The organism is Cryobacterium adonitolivorans (genome assembly GCF_004402695.1).
Taxonomy (GTDB): domain Bacteria; phylum Actinomycetota; class Actinomycetes; order Actinomycetales; family Microbacteriaceae; genus Cryobacterium; species Cryobacterium adonitolivorans.
Genome location: NZ_SOFL01000012.1, coordinates 82,632 through 99,139, shown reverse-complemented (window position 1 = coordinate 99,139; position 16,508 = coordinate 82,632). Strand labels below are relative to the sequence as shown.

Below are 16,508 nucleotides of genomic sequence, written 5' to 3'. Positions count from 1 at the left end.
TCATCGTTTTGGTAACGTCCGGGAGGGACGAGAAACACATATGGCAAAGATCATTGCTTTCAATGAAGAGGCCCGTCGCGGCCTTGAGCGCGGCCTCAACATCCTCGCTGACACGGTCAAGGTGACCCTCGGCCCGCGCGGACGCAACGTCGTGCTGGAGAAGAAGTGGGGCGCCCCCACGATCACCAACGACGGCGTGTCCATCGCCAAGGAGATCGAGCTCGACGACCCGTACGAGAAGATCGGTGCGGAGCTCGTCAAGGAGGTCGCCAAGAAGACTGACGACGTCGCCGGCGACGGCACCACCACCGCCACCGTCCTCGCTCAGGCCCTGGTTCGCGAAGGCCTGCGCAACGTCGCAGCCGGCGCCGACCCGATCAGCCTCAAGCGCGGCATCGAGAAGGCGACCGCTGCGGTCATCGCCGAGCTCATCGCCAGCGCCAAGGAGATCGAGACCAAGGAAGAGATCGCGGCTACGGCCTCCATCTCCGCCGGCGACGCCGAGATCGGCGCGATCATCGCCGAGGCCATCGACAAGGTCGGCAAGGAAGGCGTTGTCACCGTCGAGGAGTCGAACACCTTCGGCACCGAGCTCGAGCTCACCGAGGGCATGCGCTTCGACAAGGGCTTCCTGTCGGCGTACTTCGTCACCGACCCCGACCGTCAGGAAGCGGTCTTCGAAGACCCCTACATTCTGATCGTCAACTCCAAGGTCTCCAACATCAAGGACCTGCTGCCGATCGTCGACAAGGTCATCCAGAGCGGCAAGCAGCTGCTCATCATTGCCGAGGACGTCGACGGCGAGGCCCTGGCCACGCTCGTTGTGAACAAGATCCGCGGCATCTTCAAGTCGGTTGCCGTCAAGGCCCCCGGCTTCGGCGACCGTCGCAAGGCGCAGCTGCAGGACATCGCCATCCTCACCGGTGGCCAGGTCATCTCCGAGGAGGTCGGCCTCAAGCTCGAGAACGTCACTCTCGACCTGCTCGGCAACGCCCGCAAGGTCGTCATCACCAAGGACGAGACCACCATCGTCGAGGGTGCCGGCGACGCCGAGGCCATCGCCGGTCGCGTACAGCAGATCCGCAACGAGATCGAGAACACCGACTCGGACTACGACCGCGAGAAGCTCCAGGAGCGTCTCGCCAAGCTCGCCGGTGGCGTTGCCGTCATCAAGGCCGGCGCCGCGACGGAGGTTGAGCTCAAGGAGCGCAAGCACCGTATCGAGGACGCCGTCCGCAACGCGAAGGCAGCCGTCGAAGAGGGCATCGTCGCCGGTGGGGGCGTTGCGCTCATCCAGGCCGGCAAGACCGCATTCGAGAGCAAGGCAATCCTTGACCTCGTCGGCGACGAGGCAACGGGCGCGAACATCGTGCGCGTGGCCATCGACGCCCCGCTCAAGCAGATCGCGCTCAACGCCGGCATGGAGCCGGGCGTTGTCGCCGACAAGGTGCGCAACCTGCCCGTCGGATTCGGCCTCAACGCCGCAACCGGCGAGTACGTCGACATGATCGCTGCCGGAATCAATGACCCGGTGAAGGTCACCCGCTCCGCGCTGCTGAACGCATCGTCGATCGCTGGACTCTTCCTCACCACCGAGGCCGTTGTCGCCGACAAGCCCGAGAAGAACCAGGCTCCGGCCGGCGACCCCTCGGGTGGCATGGACTTCTAAGTCCCGCCACACCAGCACTAACGCACGACCTCAGGCTGGGCGTCTCCTTCGGGAGGCGCCCAGCCTTTTGCTGTGTCGGTGCCGGGCTACCGGGCGAACAGCCGGGCGTTGGCCTGCTCGACCTCTGCGTACTGCTGGCCGGCCTGCCCGAGCGCCTGGTTGAGCGCGTCCGCGCTCTGCTCCACGTGCAGCTGGGTCGTGCGCCACGCCGCGACGGCCCCCTGGAACTGAGCCGACGCCTGACCGGTCCAGGAGCCCTCCAGCCCGGTGAGCTGCCCGAGCAGCGCCGCCACCTCGGCCTGGATGCGGGCCATGGTGGCGCGCGCCGCGCCGGTGGTGGTGATCAGTGCATCGCTGTCGACCTGGAACTGGGTCATTGAAAAGGCTCCGTCCGCTCGTGTGCAACGTCAGGGTGACGCCCGCGGGCGACGCTACGGCGTGCGGATGGTCGCAATCGGCCTGAGGCGTCGCCCGGGGACAACCGGGCGCCGACCGGGCTGGGGAGGAACGGGACGACCGGGTGGCACCGGTCAGCCCAGGGCAGGCGACGTGAGTGACTGGGGGGCGGCGGGCGACTCGGCCAGCGGGAACCACACCCGGAAGGTGGCGCCGCCGCCCGGGGTCTGCAGAACCTCGATCGAGCCGTTGTGGCTGGCCACGATGGATGCCACGATCGCCAGGCCGAGGCCGCTGCCGCCGGTCTCCCTGGCGCGAGAGGTGTCGGCCCGCCAGAAGCGCTGGAAGATCTTGTCGCGGATCTGCGGGGGGATGCCCTCGCCGTGGTCGATGATCGAGATGGAGGCCCGCTGGTTGCGTCGGTCGACGGAGACCTCGAGCTCCACCGGGCTGTCTGCCGGGCTGAACCGCAGGGCGTTGCCCATCAGGTTGGTGATGACCTGGCGCACCTTGTTCTCTTCGGCCATGATCACCGCGTCCAGTTCCGGCGGGGCCTCGACGACTGCGGGAGTCTCGGCGGCGGGGAGGGCCGCATCCGTGCGCTTGGGCCTGCGGGTGCGGAGCCGGGCGAGGGTGGCGCCGGCGAACGATATCGTGCCGGTGCCGGGCTGTTCGCCCTTGGCTCCCGCGCCCCTGGGTGCGGTGTTCTTGGCCGCCGTGGCCTTGGCCGGCGTCGTGTCGGCGGCAGGGCTCTGTGGGGGCGACGACGAGACGGGGGCGACCTCACCGGTGGAGTGTGCCAGGTCGATGGACGCCGCGGGAGGCTCGTCGTCGAATTCGGAGGGGTTGCTCGTCAGAACGGTGACCTGACGGCCCGGAGAGGAGGCCATGGCGTCGAGCGCGGCGTCGTGGGCCAGTGGCAGCAGGTCTACCCGGGTGAGCGAGAGCGGTTTGGTCTCATCCAACCTGGCGAGCTCGAGCAGGTCCTCCACGAGCCCGCCCATGCGGATCGCCTCCTTCTCGATGCGCTCCATGGCCTGGGCCACGTCTTCGGGGGTCTGCAGTGCGCCCATCCGGTAGAGCTCGGCATAGCCGCGCACCGAGACTAGCGGGGTGCGCAGTTCGTGGCTGGCGTCGCCGACGAAGCGGCGCATCTGGTCGATCGTGCGGGCCCGATCCTTGAAAGCCCGGTCGATGCGGCTGAGCATGGTGTTGAGGGACCGGTTGAGCCGGCCGACCTCGGTGTTGGGTGTGGCGCCACCCAGCCGTTGGCTGAAGTCACCGTCGGCGATGGCCGCTGCCGTACGCTCGGCCTCACGCAGCGGGGCGAAGGTCGTGGTGACGAGCAGCCGGGTGAGCATGGCACCCACCAGCACCACACCCACCCCGAAACCGAGGAAGATGCTGAGGTAGGTGTTGACGGTGTTCTGCGCCGATTGCAGCGACACGGCCATCAGGAGGGTGCCGTAGGTGCCGGTGGAGTTGATCACGAACGGCACTGCGACCGCGTGGAATTCGGTATTGCCATGCGCGTCAGAGAGCTTCTGAACGGCGCCGTTCATGGCGATCACGCTGGGCAGGTCCAGCGCCATGGTCACCGCGGGCAGGCTGGAGCGCGGGCGGTCCCGCCAGGTGCGGTCTTTCAGAACGCCGTTCTGGTCGTAGACCGCCACGAAGTAATCGGAGTCCACCCCGGAGGCGTTGCCGTTCGCCATCGAGTTCCGGTAGTCCATCAGGGTGGTCTGCGCCTCGGTCTGCAGGCTGGCATCCACCTGTTGCACGACGTAGTTCTGCAGGATGACCATGGTGCCCACCCCGGAAACGAGCAGGCCGAGCGTGAGCATCAGCACGGTCACACCGGTGATCTTGGAGCGGAGCGAAATCCGGCTCCAACGGTCCATCAGGGCCACATGCATTGTTCCAGTCTAAGGAAGTGAAACTGGGTCTACGCCTTGGCGGCCTTGAGCATGTAGCCGAATCCGCGCTTGGTCTGGATCAACGGCTCGCTGGAGTGCATGTCCACCTTGCGACGCAGGTACGAAATGTAGGACTCCACAATGCCCGCATCGCCGTTGAAGTCGTACTCCCAGACGTGGTCGAGGATCTGCGCCTTCGAGAGCACCCGGTTCGGGTTGAGCATCAGGTAACGCAGCAGCTTGAACTCGGTGGGGCTGAGTTCGATGGGCTGGTCGCCAACGAGGACCTCGTGTGTGTCCTGGTCCATGGTGAGCTCGCCGGCACGGATGACCGCGTCCTCATCGGCGTGCATGGTGCGGCGCAGGATGGCCTTGATGCGTGCCACGATCTCGTCGAGGCTGAACGGCTTGGTCACGTAGTCGTCGCCGCCGACGGTGAGGCCGGTGATCTTGTCTTCGGTGTCGTCCTTGGCTGTGAGGAAGAGGATCGGCGCGGTGTAGCCGGCCGAACGCAGGCGCTTGGTCACGCCGAAGCCGTTCATGTCGGGCAACATCACGTCGAGGATGATGAGGTCGGGCTCTTCCTCAAGCACCGCCGAAATCGCCTGGGCACCGTTTCCCACGGCGCGCACGGCGAAACCGGCGAAGCGGAGGCTAGTGGTGAGGAGATCCCGAATGTTGGGTTCGTCGTCAACGATAAGGATGCGGGGGCCGTCAGTCATGGACCCAGTATCTGCGCGTTAGCTGGTGCTTTCCTGTGAGTGCGCGGTATGTGTGCGGATGATCTGGTGACAGCCCTTTCGTCGCGGTCCGGATGCCTCTACGTTGAGTGCCGTGGGCATAATCCGGTCTGGCGGCAGCGCAGACTGCGGTGACGGGGCAAGGAGCAACGCATGGACGACTCAGGCCAACCGAACGGGCCCGGCGACGACCCCATCGTCATCGTCGGTGCCGGACTCGCCGGGGCACGGGCCGCCGAGGCCGTGCGGACGGTCGGCTTTGAGGGTCGGGTGGTGCTGGTCGGGCAGGAGGTCCCGGCCCCGTACATCCGCCCGCCGCTGTCGAAGGAGTATCTCGCCGGGCGTGTCGTCCGCGACAGCGTGGACGTGCATCCGGTCGGCTGGTACGCCGAGCAGTCCATCGAGCGCATCGCCGGGCGCCGGGGCGCGGTCCTGGACCTGGCCGGCCACCGGCTGACCCTCGACGACGGGCGCGCGTTGCGTTACTCGCGGCTGCTGCTGGCCACCGGCGCGTCACCGCGGCCATTCCCCGGGCCGGGCGCGAGCCTGCCCGGGGTCTACTACCTGCGCACGGTCGAGGATTCCGACCGGCTGCGCGCCGCGTTGGCGGAGGGTGGCCGCCGGGTGGTGATCGTCGGCAGCGGATGGATCGGGCTGGAGGTGGCGGCCGCCGCCAATGGCTATGGAAACGATGTCATCGTGCTGGGCCGCGGCGCCGTGCCGTTGCAGTCCGCGCTCGGCACCGACCTCGGCGGGGTCTTCGACCAGTTGCACCGCGACCACGGGGTGCACGTGGGCAACAGCACCGAGGTCGTGGAGCTTGAGGGGGAGACCCGCAGCGGCGGCACCCGGGTGACCGGCGTGCGGCTGAGCGACCGCACCCTGGTGCGCGCCGATCTCGTGGTGGTGGGCCTCGGCGCCACCCCGAACACCCAGCTGGCGCTCGGCGCCGGCCTCGAGGTCGACAACGGCATCGCGGTGTCGGCCACCTTCCAGACGGCTGACCCCGACGTCTTCGCGGTCGGAGACGTGGCGAATGTCTTCCACCCACGGCTCGGCCACCGGCTGCGGCTGGAACATTGGGCGAACGCCGACACTGCCGGCGCCGCCGCGGGGCGCGCGGTGCTGGGCGACACCACGGAGTACGCCGCGATCCCGTACTTCTACACCGACCAGTTCGACCTGGGCATGGAATATTCCGGGTTCGGCGACCTCACCGGGGGTGCCGAGGTCGTCGTGCGCGGCGACAGGCCGGGCCGGGAGTTCGTGGCGTTCTGGCTTACCGACGGGCAGGTCGTCGCCGGCATGAACGTGAACGTCTGGGAGGTGAACGAGACCGTGCAGCGCCTCATCCGTTCGGGTGTCAGGGTGGACCCGCGCCGTCTCGCGGATGAGAGCATAGCCTTGGAAGACCTGCTCGACCCGTCACCGGGCATGGCCTGAGCACACATCCGTCGCACTCGCACTGCGGCCCAGCATCACAAGGAGTCAGATGGTCAGCTCGACCAACACGACCGGGGTCATCCTGCCCCGACTTGACGCGCCCGTGCGCCGCATCAACGGCCGCGACTTCGACTTCGCCCGCGAGGTGGCGGTGATGGCGGCGATCAACCGCACATCGGACTCGTTCTACGATCGCGGCGCCACCTTCGCGCTCGATGCGGCCGTGGCCGCGGCCCGCCGGGCCATCGACGACGGTGCCGACTGGGTCGACATCGGCGGCGCCAAGTTCGCCCCTGGGCCGGCCGTGCCGGTAGCGGAGGAGATCGACCGGGTGGTTCCCGTCGTCGCCGCCCTGCAGGGCTCCGGCGTCGTGATCTCCGTCGACACCTTCGACCCCGACGTGGCCAGGGCCAGCATCGACGCGGGCGCGCACGTGATCAACGACACCACGGGCGTGCACGACCCACGGATGGCGGAGGTCGTCGCGGACAGTGACGCCACTCTGGTCATCACGCACAGCCTGGCCCGGCCCCGCACGCCGTACCCTGCGCCGCAATACGACGACGTCGTCGCCGAAGTGGCTGGGTTTCTGCAGGCCAGGGTGCAGCGCGCCCTCGACCACGGGATGCCGGCCGACCGGCTGGTGCTCGACCCCGGTCACGACCTGAACAAGAACACCCGGCATTCCCTCGAGCTGACCCGCCGGCTGGCGGAGATCACCACGCTGGGCCTGCCCACCCTGGTGGCCGTCTCGAACAAGGATTTCATCGGCGAGACCCTCAACCGCGACCGCGACAGCAGGGTGGAGGGCACCCTCGCCGTCGCCGTGTTCTGCATCCTGCAGGGCGCCCGCATCGTGCGGGTGCACAACGTCCCGGCCGCCGTGGACGCCGTGCGGATGACCGAGGCGATTCTCGGTTGGCGCGAACCGGCCTACCTGCGCCACAACCTCTCCTGATGAACGCCGCCACCCTCGATCCCGGCGACGTGCTGGCCCGCTACACGGTGCGCGACCGGACGACCCCGCACCTGCGGGTGAACTTCATCAGCAGCCTGGACGGCGCGGCCACCCACGACGGCCAGAGCGGCGGGCTCGGCGACGACGCCGACCGGTTGGTCTTCGACACCCTGCGGATGCTCACCGACGTGATCCTCGTCGGTGCGGGCACCGTGCGCGCCGAGGGCTACGGCGGGATCCGGTTCACCGACCATGCGGTGGCCTGGCGGGTCGCCCACTCCCTGCCGGAGCACCCGCCCGTGGCGATAGTGTCCGGCCGGCTCGACCTGGACCCGGCGCACCCGGTGTTCACCGCGGCGGCCACCCGGCCGATCGTTCTCACCCATGCCCAGGCCCCCGCGGAACGACGCGCGGCGCTCGCCGCGGTGGCCGACGTGCTGGTCTGCGGGGAGGCATCCATCGACCACGCGTTGATGGTGCGCACTCTCACCGCGCGGGGCTACCCGCAGGTGCTCTGCGAGGGCGGCCCCAGCCTGTTCGGTTCGCTGCTGGCCGCGGACGCCGTTGACGAGCTCTGCCTGACCCTGTCCCCGCTGCTCGAGTCCGGTCGCGCGCCGCGCATCGCCACCGCCGCCCAGCCGTCGCCGCAGCGGATGCGCCTGGCCCACGCACTTCCCGCCGGCGACACCCTCTTGCTGCGCTACCTCCGCCCTCGCGAACTGTGAGCTGAGCCCCAAAAACCCGCGCGTTCTGGGGCTTTTCTCTCAGCTCGCGGTGGTGGCGGGGGCCCGGGTGGCCAGGTGGAGGGAGTGCGCGTCGAGGATCGTGTAGGAGTAGCCCTGCTCGGCCAGGAAACGTTGGCGGTTTTGGGCGAAATCCTGGTCGACGGTGTCGCGGGCCACGAGGGTGTAGAAACTCGCGGTGAGGCCGGACTCCTTCGGGCGGAGCAGACGACCCAGGCGCTGGGCCTCCTCCTGCCGGGACCCGTACGACCCCGACACCTGGATCGCGACGGAGGCCTCCGGCAGGTCGATCGAGAAGTTGGCCACCTTCGACACCACGAGCAGGTTCTCCTCGCCCACCCTGAACGCCTGGTACAGCCGTTCACGTTCGTCGACCGGGGTGGCACCGGTGAGCTTGGGTGCCTGCAGGGCCTCGGCGAGCTCGTCGATCTGGTCGAGGTACTGTCCGATCACGAGGATGCGTTCGCCGGGATGCATCGCCACCAGCTCTTTCACGATGTCCAGCTTTGCGGGCGCGGTGGCGGCCATCCGGTAGCGCTCGTCGTCGGGCGCGGCGGCGTAGCTGAGCCGCTCGGAGTGCGGTAGGTCGATGCGCACCTCGAAGCACGCGGCGGGGGAGATGAAGCCCTGGGCCTCGATCTCCTTCCACGGGGCGTCGAACCGCTTGGGGCCGATCAGGCTGAACACGTCGCCCTCGCGGCCGTCTTCGCGCACCAGGGTGGCGGTCAGGCCGAGACGACGGCGGGCCTGCAACTCGGCGGTGAGCTTGAAGACCGGGGCGGGCAGCAGATGCACCTCGTCGTAGATCACCAGGCCCCAGTCCATCGCGTCGAGCAGCTCGAGGTGCGCGTACTCGCCCTTCCGCTTGGCCGTAAGGATCTGGTAGGTCGCGATGGTGACGGGCTTGACCTCCTTGACCTGGCCGGAGTATTCGCCGATCTCCGCCGCCGTGAGTGTGGTGCGCTTCTGCAGCTCGTCGCGCCACTGCCGGGCGGAAACCGTGTTGGTGACCAGGATCAGGGTGTTGGTCTTGGCGGTGGCCATCGCGCCGGCGCCCACGAGGGTCTTGCCGGCGCCGCAGGGAAGCACCACGACGCCCGAGCCGGCCTCGAAAAAGTTCGCCACCGCCTTGTGCTGGTAGTCACGCAGTGCCCACCCGTCCTCGAGTAGCGCGATGTCGTGCGGGGTGCCCGGCGTGTACCCCGCGAGGTCCTCGGCGGGCCAGCCGAGCTTGACCAGCTCCTGCTTGAGCTGCCCGCGCGCCCACGGCGCCACCAGGAACGAATCCGGGGTGGGGTGGCCGATCAGCAGCGGGGCGATGCGCCGGGCGCCGGCCACCTCGGTGAGCACCGGGGCGTCGAGACTGCGCAGCACCAGCTGGCCCTCGGAGTCCCGGTCGATGACCAGGCGGCCGTAGCGGCCCACGGTCTCTTCGAGATCGACCGCGACGGTCTGAGGAATCTCGAATTTGGAGTATTTCTCGAGCGTGGCCAGCATATTGGCCGCGTCATGCCCAGCGGCCCGTGCGTTCCAGAGGCCGAGCCGGGTGATGCGGTAGGTATGGATGTGTTCCGGCGCGCGTTCCAGTTCGGCGAAGACGGCCAGATCGTGCCGGGCATCCTCGGCCTGAGGGTGCGCGACTTCGAGCAGAACCGTGCGGTCACTTTGGACGATCAGTGGGCCATCGGACATAACCAACAATGCTACGCCCGTGGGCTGTGACCGTGCCTACCCCGTACGGGGGTGCGCCCAACCGGTCAGGTGCCCGGTCACGGGGCGGGGACGATGCTGACGACGCTGGAGAGCGGCAGCGTGCGTTCGATGTCGGCATGACGGTCCCGCGCGCGGAACCGGCCGCCGCCGACACTGGCCGGTTCGAGGAGGTAGTCGACCACTGCGCCGCCGGGCATCTGCACGCTCACCAGCACCGTCTGCCGGTGCTTGATGGCGGCATCAAGCTGCCGGGCCAGCCAGGCGTTCGCGGCCTTCGCCTCACCGCCGTCGGTGGCGCGCAACTCCTCGACGAGCGCGACCGTGGGGTCCGGCTCCTCTACGCGAACCGGGCGGACGACGGGATGCCGCCGCGGATGCACCACCTCGCCGGCCGCATTCTCGGCGGCGACGGGGTACCGGGCGTCGGAGAGTGCCCAGAACACGGTGTCGGCTGGCTGGGGGCTGGTGAGGCGGGTGGGGGAGTCCGGCGCGAGCGCGAGCGCCGTGAAGGTCTGGTCGACGGCGATGGCGCCGAGTACCGCGGTGTCTTCGGATGCGACGTAACTGGGCCCGGCCGGGTTCTCGGGGTCGATGCGGCCCACCCGCACCGTCCCGTACCTGTTGGCGGCGTCACGGATGAGGTAGTCCACCGGCTGCGGGACGCCGGAGAGTGAAATCGTGGCCAGGAAGTGCAGGATGGACTCCGCATCGTCGCCGGTCGCGAAGGCGCGGTTGACCGACGAACCGCTCAACCGGTAGCTGGAGGCCAGCTCGCGGCTCTCGACATCCGCGAAGGTGCGCAGCCGGGCGTCGATCGACGCCGACAGCGGGCCGGGAGCCACGATCGAGAGGTCGTGCTGCAGGTAGACGGTGCCCACCTCGGCGGGCAGCGACGCGGAGATGGTGGCGATGGCGGCGTCGATGTCGCCGCGGAGCACGGAGGCGCCGGCCGCGCTCGTGGACTGGCGGGCGGTGATGCCGATCAGCTCGCCCTCGTGGGCGAAGGCGGCGATGCGGTCATCCATCCAGGTGCCGCCGGCTGGGTACAGCCAGGCCACGAAACGATGCAGGGCGTCGCCCCAGGCCACGCCGGGCCGCGCGGCGACGATCTGCCGCACATCCGGGGGCAGTGTGCCTAGCCAGGATCCGGCCAGGACGCCCCAGCGTGCCGGCGCGCCCTCGAGAAGCCAGGCTACTCCCTCGGCGGACTCCGACCAGTAACCGGAGCCCAGGGCGACCAGCTCGGCACGGGCGGCAATGCCCACGAGCGGTGCGACGGCGTCGAGGTCGACCCGCATGGCGGCGGAGAGGCGCTTGGTGTCCGGCAGGCCGAGGCCGCCCCGGCTGAGTTCGCGGGCCGGCTCCTGGCCGAGTTCGGTGAGGAGCTCGGCGATCGAGGAGACCGCGGTGAAGGCCCGCTCGGCAGCCAGCCGTTCGGTGAAGCGGCTGTCGATGGCCGAGAGCGGGGCCAGCGGGGTGGGCGCTGGCACGCCGGCCAGCTCGGCGGCGCTGGGCAGGCCTTCCGTCGGCCAGGCGCGCAGCCGCTCGGAGACGGCGGGATACGGCCGCACGGTGTCGTCTGTGCGCACCAGGAGCATCAATTCGTCGAGGTGGTCGACGCGGGCGGAGATGTCGTCGGCGTCCAGCGTGTCATGGCCGAGATCGGCCAGCCGTTCGACCAGCTCACCCATCGGGGGAGCGCCGAGTTCGCCGGCCACGGCCAGAACGGCGAGGGTGCTGCGGTCCAGGTGCGCGAGCGTCGACTGGATGGCCGCGGGCTCGAGGAGCGCCTCGGCGAGGTCGAAGAAGTCGTGGACGCTGTGGGGGGAAACCGATCTGAGCGCGATCGTGCGGCGCAGTGCTGCGTCGTTCAGTGCGCGAAGGCGTGAGGCGAGCGTCAGCATGTGGGTTACTCCAGTCTCTGTCGAGCCTCGCGAGCACGGCGGACTCCGCTGACGATCATCAGGGCGATGATCAGCAGGAAGCCGAGGGGAAGGCCGAACAGGGGCAGGGTGAGCACGGCGGGCCAGACGCCATTGCTGAACCCGTCGTTGTCGCCGGCCCCGGCTGCGGTGCCGAGGATCACGGCGAGGAAGGCCAGGATGGACAGCCCGACGACGCCCGCAACCATGTAAGCAAGGATCTTCTCGAGCCGGCCGGGGTCGTGTGGAGTTTGAGTGGTCACAGACCTAAGGATACGGGGCATAGTCAGCTACAACGGAATATGCTGAGTGAGGTCGGCGCGCATTCTGCGCGCCTCAAAATCACAGCGAGGTTCAGATGCCCACCGGCAAAGTCAAGTTCTACGACGAGGAGAAGGGTTTTGGCTTCATCACGTCCGATGAAGGCCACGAGGTCTTCCTGCACGCGTCAGCAGTGCCCGCCGGAGTGACGGTGAAGGCAGGGATGAAACTCGAGTTCGGCATCGCCGACGGCAAGCGGGGCGCGCAGGCGTTGTCCGTGCGCGTGATCGAAGCTCCGCCGAGCCTGGCCAAGCTGAGCCGCAAGCCCGCCGACGACATGGCCATCATCGTCGAGGACCTGGTGAAGCTGCTCGACGGCATCGGAGCGAGCCTCCGCCGCGGACGGTACCCCGACTCCACGCACAGCAAGAAGATCGCGGCCGTGCTGCGCAAGGTCGCCGAGGAACTGGATGCTTAATCCCTTCGACCCCACCCCGCCCAAGGCCCCGCCGGCCGCTGAGGCCGACGCTGAGACGGCCGACTTCACGGTCGACCAGTCCGCCGACGACGACGCCGCCGTCGAGGTGGCCGATGACGAGGTCTTCGAGGCCGATGAGGTGCTCGTGGCCGCGATCGACCAGGCCAGGACCGCTCTCGAGCTGATCACCCCCGCCGACACGGTCGGCGAACCGCTCGGCTACATCGTCGAGGGCGAGCACGTACTGTCGCTGCTCTTTGACTGCCTGATGACCGGGTACCCGGGCTGGCGTTGGACGGTCAGCCTGTCCCGCGTCGATGCTGACTCCGCTCCGCAGGTGCTGGAAACCGAGCTCATGCCCGGCGACGATTCCCTGCTCGCCCCGGAATGGGTGCCGTGGAGCGACCGCCTCGCTGACACCAAGGTCGCCGAGGAGTTGGCTGCCGCCGGGCTCGCCGGGCTCGCCGGGCTCGCCGGAACCGACGACGACGACGATGACGACGACCACGATGACGACGACCACGACCACGACGACGACGATGACGATGACGACGACGATGATGACCACGACGACGACAGCGATTACGACGACAGCGATGACGACGACGACGAGAGCGCCGAGTCCGACGACGCCGAGTCCGACGACGCCGTCGACAACGGCGTCGACGTTCTCGACGGGATCGACGTGGACGTGGCGCTAATGGCGTCTGAGCAACACAAAGCCGAGGCCGCAGAGGCCGAGGCCGAGACCGATGACGGCGCACCACAGCCACCAGCCCAGGCCGGCGTCGTTCAGCTCAGCTCGGAAGACGACAGCCAGCACCAGCATCGCTAGCCAGCCGGCCGAACCCGCTGCGACCGCTTTCCGCGCATTCGCGCGGGCGGGCAGCGGGTCGGGCCGTCGTTCGCTGTCTTTGAGCCAGAAACGCATGGGCGACTAACCCAGGTTGGCCACTACGTACTCGATCGACGAGACGAGCTTGCGCACATCCGCCGGGTCGATCGCCGTGAAGGTGGCGACGCGCAACTGGTTGCGTCCGAGCTTGCGGTACGGCTCGGTGTCGACGATGCCGTTGGCGCGCAGGATCTTGGCGATGGCTGCGGCATCGATGGCGTCGTCGAAGTCGATCGTGGCGACGACCTGTGAGCGGTGGCTCGGGTCGGTCACGAACGGCGTCGCGTAGTCGACGGTCGCGGCCCAGTCGTAGAGCACCGAGGAGGACTCCGCGGTGCGCGCCGACGCCCAGGCCAGCCCGCCGTTGCCGCTGATCCAGTCGAGCTGGTTCTCCATCAGCAGCAGCGTCGACACGGCGGGCGTGTTGAGCGTCTGGTTGAGGCGAGAGTTGTCGATGGCGTTCTTGAGGCTGAGGAACTCGGGGATGTACCGGCCGCTGGCGGCGATGCGTTCGACCCGCTCGAGGGCCGCGGGGGAGAACAGGGCCAGCCAGATGCCACCGTCGGAGGCGAGGTTCTTCTGCGGAGCGAAGTAGTACACATCCGCCTGGTCGGCCTCGAAGTCGATGCCGGCGGCGGCGCTGGTGGCGTCGATGACGGTCAGGGCGCCAGCGTCTGCGTGCACCCGGGTGACCGGTGCCATGACGCCGGTGGAGGTTTCGTTCTGTGGCCAGGCGTACACGTCGACGCCCTCGGTGGGCACGGCGGCGGCGCGCGATCCGGCCGGGGCCTTGATCACATCGGGAGCGGTGAGGAACGGTGCGGCGGCGGCGGCGGCGAACTTGCCACCGAACTCACCGAAGACGAGGTTCTGGGCGCGGTTCTCGATGAGCGAGAACGCGGCGGCGTCCCAGAACGCGGTCGACCCGCCGTTGCCCATGATGAGCTCGTAGCCCTCCGGGGCGCGGAAGAGGTCGCTGAGGCCGGTGCGGACTCGCCCGACCAGGTTCTTCACGGGTGCCTGGCGGTGGGAGGTGCCCAGGATGCTTGCGCCGGCGCCGGAGAGGTAGTCCAGCTGCTCCTGACGGATCTTGGAGGGGCCGCAGCCAAATCGTCCGTCGGCGGGCAGCAATTCTGTGGGGATCTGTAGGTCCGGCATAACAGGATTCTAGTTGCCGTGTCCGCACGGGTAGTGTTGTGGCGTTGCACATATGGCCGAGCGGGAGGCTGCGGATGACTGACCTTATCGACACGACCGAAATGTATCTCCGCACCATCCTCGACCTTGAGGAGGAGAACATCGTTCCCCTCCGTGCCCGCATCTCAGAGCGGTTGGGCCATTCCGGACCGACGGTGTCCCAGACCGTGGCCCGGATGGAGCGCGACGGTCTCGTCGTCGTCTCCGGCGACCGGCACCTCGAACTCACCCCCTCCGGCCGCACCAAGGCCGTGCATGTGATGCGCAAGCACCGCCTCGCGGAACGCTTGCTCAGCGACGTCATCGGTCTCGAGTGGGAGTTCGTTCACGACGAAGCCTGCCGCTGGGAGCATGTGATGAGCGAACAGGTCGAGCGCAAGATCCTCGAAATTCTCGGTCACCCCACCGAATCCCCGTACGGCAACCCGATCCCCGGCCTCGACGAGCTGGGCGACTCCCCGGCCGTGGCCTTCATGGCGGGCGTCACCAACCTGCTCGATGTCGTCGCGACGTCGGACGCACCCGTGAGCGCCGTCATCCGCCGGATGGGGGAGCCCGTGCAGTTCGACCCGGAACTCCTCGCCCAGCTCAAGCAGTCCGGCGTGTTGCCGGGCAATACCGGGGTGTTCTCCGCGGTCGGCTCCTACGTTCTGGTGCAGGTGGAGGGTTTCGGCGATGGCCTGGAACTGCCCAACGAAGTCGCCGGTCACATCTTCGTGACCACCCCCGTCACCGGCGCCTAACCGGACCAGGACTTCCGGCGAAATTCACGTTCTCGTTACCAATTCGTTAGATTTCGTCCATTTGGAGTGACAAACCGGTTTCGGTCACGTAGCGTCGGACCTGCCCACAGATCAGAGACCGGTCATCGGGCCCGCGCAAGACGTCTCTACCCTTCCCGTCTCTTGCCGCGGAAATTTCACGCGTTCACGCGCACCTGGACGGGGCAACTCCCTAGTGTTGTCGAGGCGCCGGAGGTTCGACTTGACACTTTTAGGCAGAAGACTGTCCCGACGCGGTCGGCGTTCCACGGATGTCGCCGTACGGCCCGCTCCCGCCGATCCGATGCGTGCGACCCAATCCGAGGTGGGGCCTCGCATCGTTACGCGGCCGGGGGCGCCCGTCAAACGATCCAGACGCCGCAGCGCCGTGGGCCACGTCGCGATGATGACCCTGGCCACCGGCCTCGTCGCCACGATGGCGTTGCCGGCCTACGCGTTCGCCCCGGCGGATGCCGAGGGCAACTTCGCGGCCACCGATGCCACCGAACTGACCAAGGCGGGTGCCCAAAAGGTCGCCGTCGATGAGACGGCAGCCACCGTCTCGATCGCCCAGGACGCCTTCGCTGCCACCCCGCAGTCCGAGATCGACGCCGCCGACGCCGCCGATGCCCAAGAGGCCGCCGAAGCCGCGCGGGCCGCCGCCGCGACCTCGATGACCACCTATGCGGAGTCGTTCACCGGCCCATCGGCGGCCGACTACCTGGCCGACTCGCCGTACCCGAGCTTCAGCCTCCCGTCGGTCTACGACGTTGCGCTGCAGTATCAGGGCGTCCCCTACGTCTATGGCGGCGCCACTCCGGCCGGGTTCGACTGCTCCGGCTTCGTGATGTACGTGTACGCGCAGTTCGGCATCTCCCTGCCGCACTCCTCCACTGGGCAGGGCGCCGCCGGCACCCGGATCGCCCTCGCGGATGCCCAGCCGGGCGACCTGGTCATCATGGACGGTCACGACGGGTTCTACGCCGGCAACGGCAACATCCTGCACGCGCCCTATGAAGGAGCGTCGGTGCGGGTGCAGCCGATCTGGACCGGCGACTACTACATCGTGCGGCTGGGCATTTGAGTCGTCTGAGCGCGCAGTTCGCGGCACCGCCCGGGTAAACACTGGGTAACGCATAGCACAAATGGTGCGCCACGTTTTCGTGGTGCACCATTTGTGGGTTAACCTGATGCCCTGATGTTCTGCGGGATTTTGGGAGAGCCAATGCGCAAGCTACGCACGATCCACACCATGGATGTGCGCGGACACTTCGCGCTGCGGCACAGCAGTCAAATCTGTCCGAGTTTCGTGTGCCGCCGGCACACCGGAGCCCGTGGGGCGTTGTCATGATGACGACGCCCTTTTTGTTTGCCCGCATCTCCTCCCCGTCGACGCCAGACAGCAGTTCGAATGGC

Annotated in this window: 15 protein-coding genes and 1 pseudogene; 8 read left to right on the top strand and 8 right to left on the bottom strand. The window is 68.3% G+C overall.

Annotation, left to right across the window (positions count from 1 at the left end; genetic code table 11):
• Positions 1–40: 40 nt before the first annotated feature.
• A complete protein-coding gene (gene groL / locus E3O42_RS04615) occupies positions 41–1,669 on the top strand; it encodes a chaperonin GroEL (RefSeq protein WP_134452746.1) in 1,629 nt (542 codons plus the stop codon).
• An 86-nt stretch (positions 1,670–1,755) separates the two neighbouring features.
• Here groL and E3O42_RS04610 read toward each other — a convergent pair whose 3' ends face one another.
• The 3 genes from E3O42_RS04610 to E3O42_RS04600 form a co-directional block, all read right to left on the bottom strand.
• Positions 1,756–2,046 carry a WXG100 family type VII secretion target gene (locus E3O42_RS04610; protein WP_088457034.1) on the bottom strand — a complete coding sequence of 97 codons (291 nt, stop codon included), beginning with the start codon at positions 2,044–2,046 and terminating at the stop codon, positions 1,756–1,758.
• A 153-nt stretch (positions 2,047–2,199) separates the two neighbouring features.
• The gene (locus tag E3O42_RS04605) at positions 2,200–3,981 is read right to left on the bottom strand and encodes a sensor histidine kinase (protein ID WP_134452745.1); all 1,782 of its coding nucleotides are present in this window, start codon (positions 3,979–3,981) and stop codon (positions 2,200–2,202) included.
• A gap of 29 nt (positions 3,982–4,010) precedes the next feature.
• Positions 4,011–4,703: a response regulator transcription factor gene (locus tag E3O42_RS04600; protein WP_066597326.1), complete on the bottom strand. Its 693-nt coding sequence runs from the start codon at positions 4,701–4,703 to the stop codon at positions 4,011–4,013.
• A 171-nt stretch (positions 4,704–4,874) separates the two neighbouring features.
• Here E3O42_RS04600 and E3O42_RS04595 point away from each other — a divergent pair, with 171 nt between their 5' ends.
• The 3 genes from E3O42_RS04595 to E3O42_RS04585 are packed head-to-tail and all read left to right on the top strand — an operon-like array spanning position 4,875 to position 7,847.
• Positions 4,875–6,164 (top strand): NAD(P)/FAD-dependent oxidoreductase, encoded by a 1,290-nt coding sequence (locus E3O42_RS04595; protein ID WP_134452744.1) that lies wholly within the window; start codon positions 4,875–4,877, stop codon positions 6,162–6,164.
• A gap of 49 nt (positions 6,165–6,213) precedes the next feature.
• Complete coding sequence (gene folP, locus E3O42_RS04590; protein ID WP_134452743.1) at positions 6,214–7,122, top strand: dihydropteroate synthase; 909 nt, start codon at positions 6,214–6,216, stop codon at positions 7,120–7,122.
• Complete coding sequence (locus E3O42_RS04585) at positions 7,122–7,847, top strand: pyrimidine reductase family protein (protein ID WP_134452742.1); 726 nt, start codon at positions 7,122–7,124, stop codon at positions 7,845–7,847. The genes folP and E3O42_RS04585 overlap by 1 nt, the downstream gene beginning before the upstream one ends.
• Positions 7,848–7,886: 39 nt before the next feature.
• Here the strand turns inward: E3O42_RS04585 and E3O42_RS04580 are convergent, their stop codons facing one another.
• From E3O42_RS04580 to E3O42_RS04570, 3 genes are all read right to left on the bottom strand, one after another.
• Positions 7,887–9,557 (bottom strand): DNA repair helicase XPB, encoded by a 1,671-nt coding sequence (locus E3O42_RS04580; RefSeq protein WP_134452741.1) that lies wholly within the window; start codon positions 9,555–9,557, stop codon positions 7,887–7,889.
• Between the two features lie 77 nt (positions 9,558–9,634).
• Positions 9,635–11,482, bottom strand: a complete 1,848-nt coding sequence (locus tag E3O42_RS04575; protein WP_134452740.1) for a helicase-associated domain-containing protein — start codon at positions 11,480–11,482, stop codon at positions 9,635–9,637.
• Positions 11,483–11,487: 5 nt separating this feature from the next.
• Complete coding sequence (locus tag E3O42_RS04570; protein WP_134452739.1) at positions 11,488–11,763, bottom strand: hypothetical protein; 276 nt, start codon at positions 11,761–11,763, stop codon at positions 11,488–11,490.
• Between the two features lie 95 nt (positions 11,764–11,858).
• Between E3O42_RS04570 and E3O42_RS04565 the strand changes: the two genes are divergently transcribed.
• Both E3O42_RS04565 and E3O42_RS18430 read left to right on the top strand, forming a co-directional pair.
• Entirely contained in the window at positions 11,859–12,239 is a 381-nt protein-coding gene (locus tag E3O42_RS04565; RefSeq protein ID WP_134452738.1) for a cold-shock protein, read from the top strand.
• Positions 12,232–12,660, top strand: a pseudogene (locus tag E3O42_RS18430) (DUF3027 domain-containing protein); the annotation flags it as partial. The gene E3O42_RS04565 and the pseudogene E3O42_RS18430, both read left to right, overlap by 8 nt.
• Positions 12,661–12,936: 276 nt before the next feature.
• Here the strand turns inward: E3O42_RS18430 and E3O42_RS18215 are convergent.
• Entirely contained in the window at positions 12,937–13,170 is a 234-nt protein-coding gene (locus E3O42_RS18215) for a DUF2530 domain-containing protein (RefSeq protein WP_194092311.1), read from the bottom strand.
• Positions 13,171–13,176: 6 nt separating this feature from the next.
• Positions 13,177–14,292 (bottom strand): phosphoserine transaminase, encoded by a 1,116-nt coding sequence (gene serC, locus E3O42_RS04555; RefSeq protein WP_134452736.1) that lies wholly within the window; start codon positions 14,290–14,292, stop codon positions 13,177–13,179.
• Between the two features lie 74 nt (positions 14,293–14,366).
• Here serC and E3O42_RS04550 point away from each other — a divergent pair, with 74 nt between their 5' ends.
• Complete coding sequence (locus tag E3O42_RS04550; RefSeq protein ID WP_134452735.1) at positions 14,367–15,074, top strand: iron-dependent transcriptional repressor DtxR; 708 nt, start codon at positions 14,367–14,369, stop codon at positions 15,072–15,074.
• 406 nt (positions 15,075–15,480) lie between these two features.
• Positions 15,481–16,176, top strand: coding sequence for a C40 family peptidase (locus tag E3O42_RS18265; protein ID WP_241984638.1), 696 nt, complete (start codon positions 15,481–15,483; stop codon positions 16,174–16,176).
• The last annotated feature ends 332 nt before the right edge of the window (positions 16,177–16,508 follow it).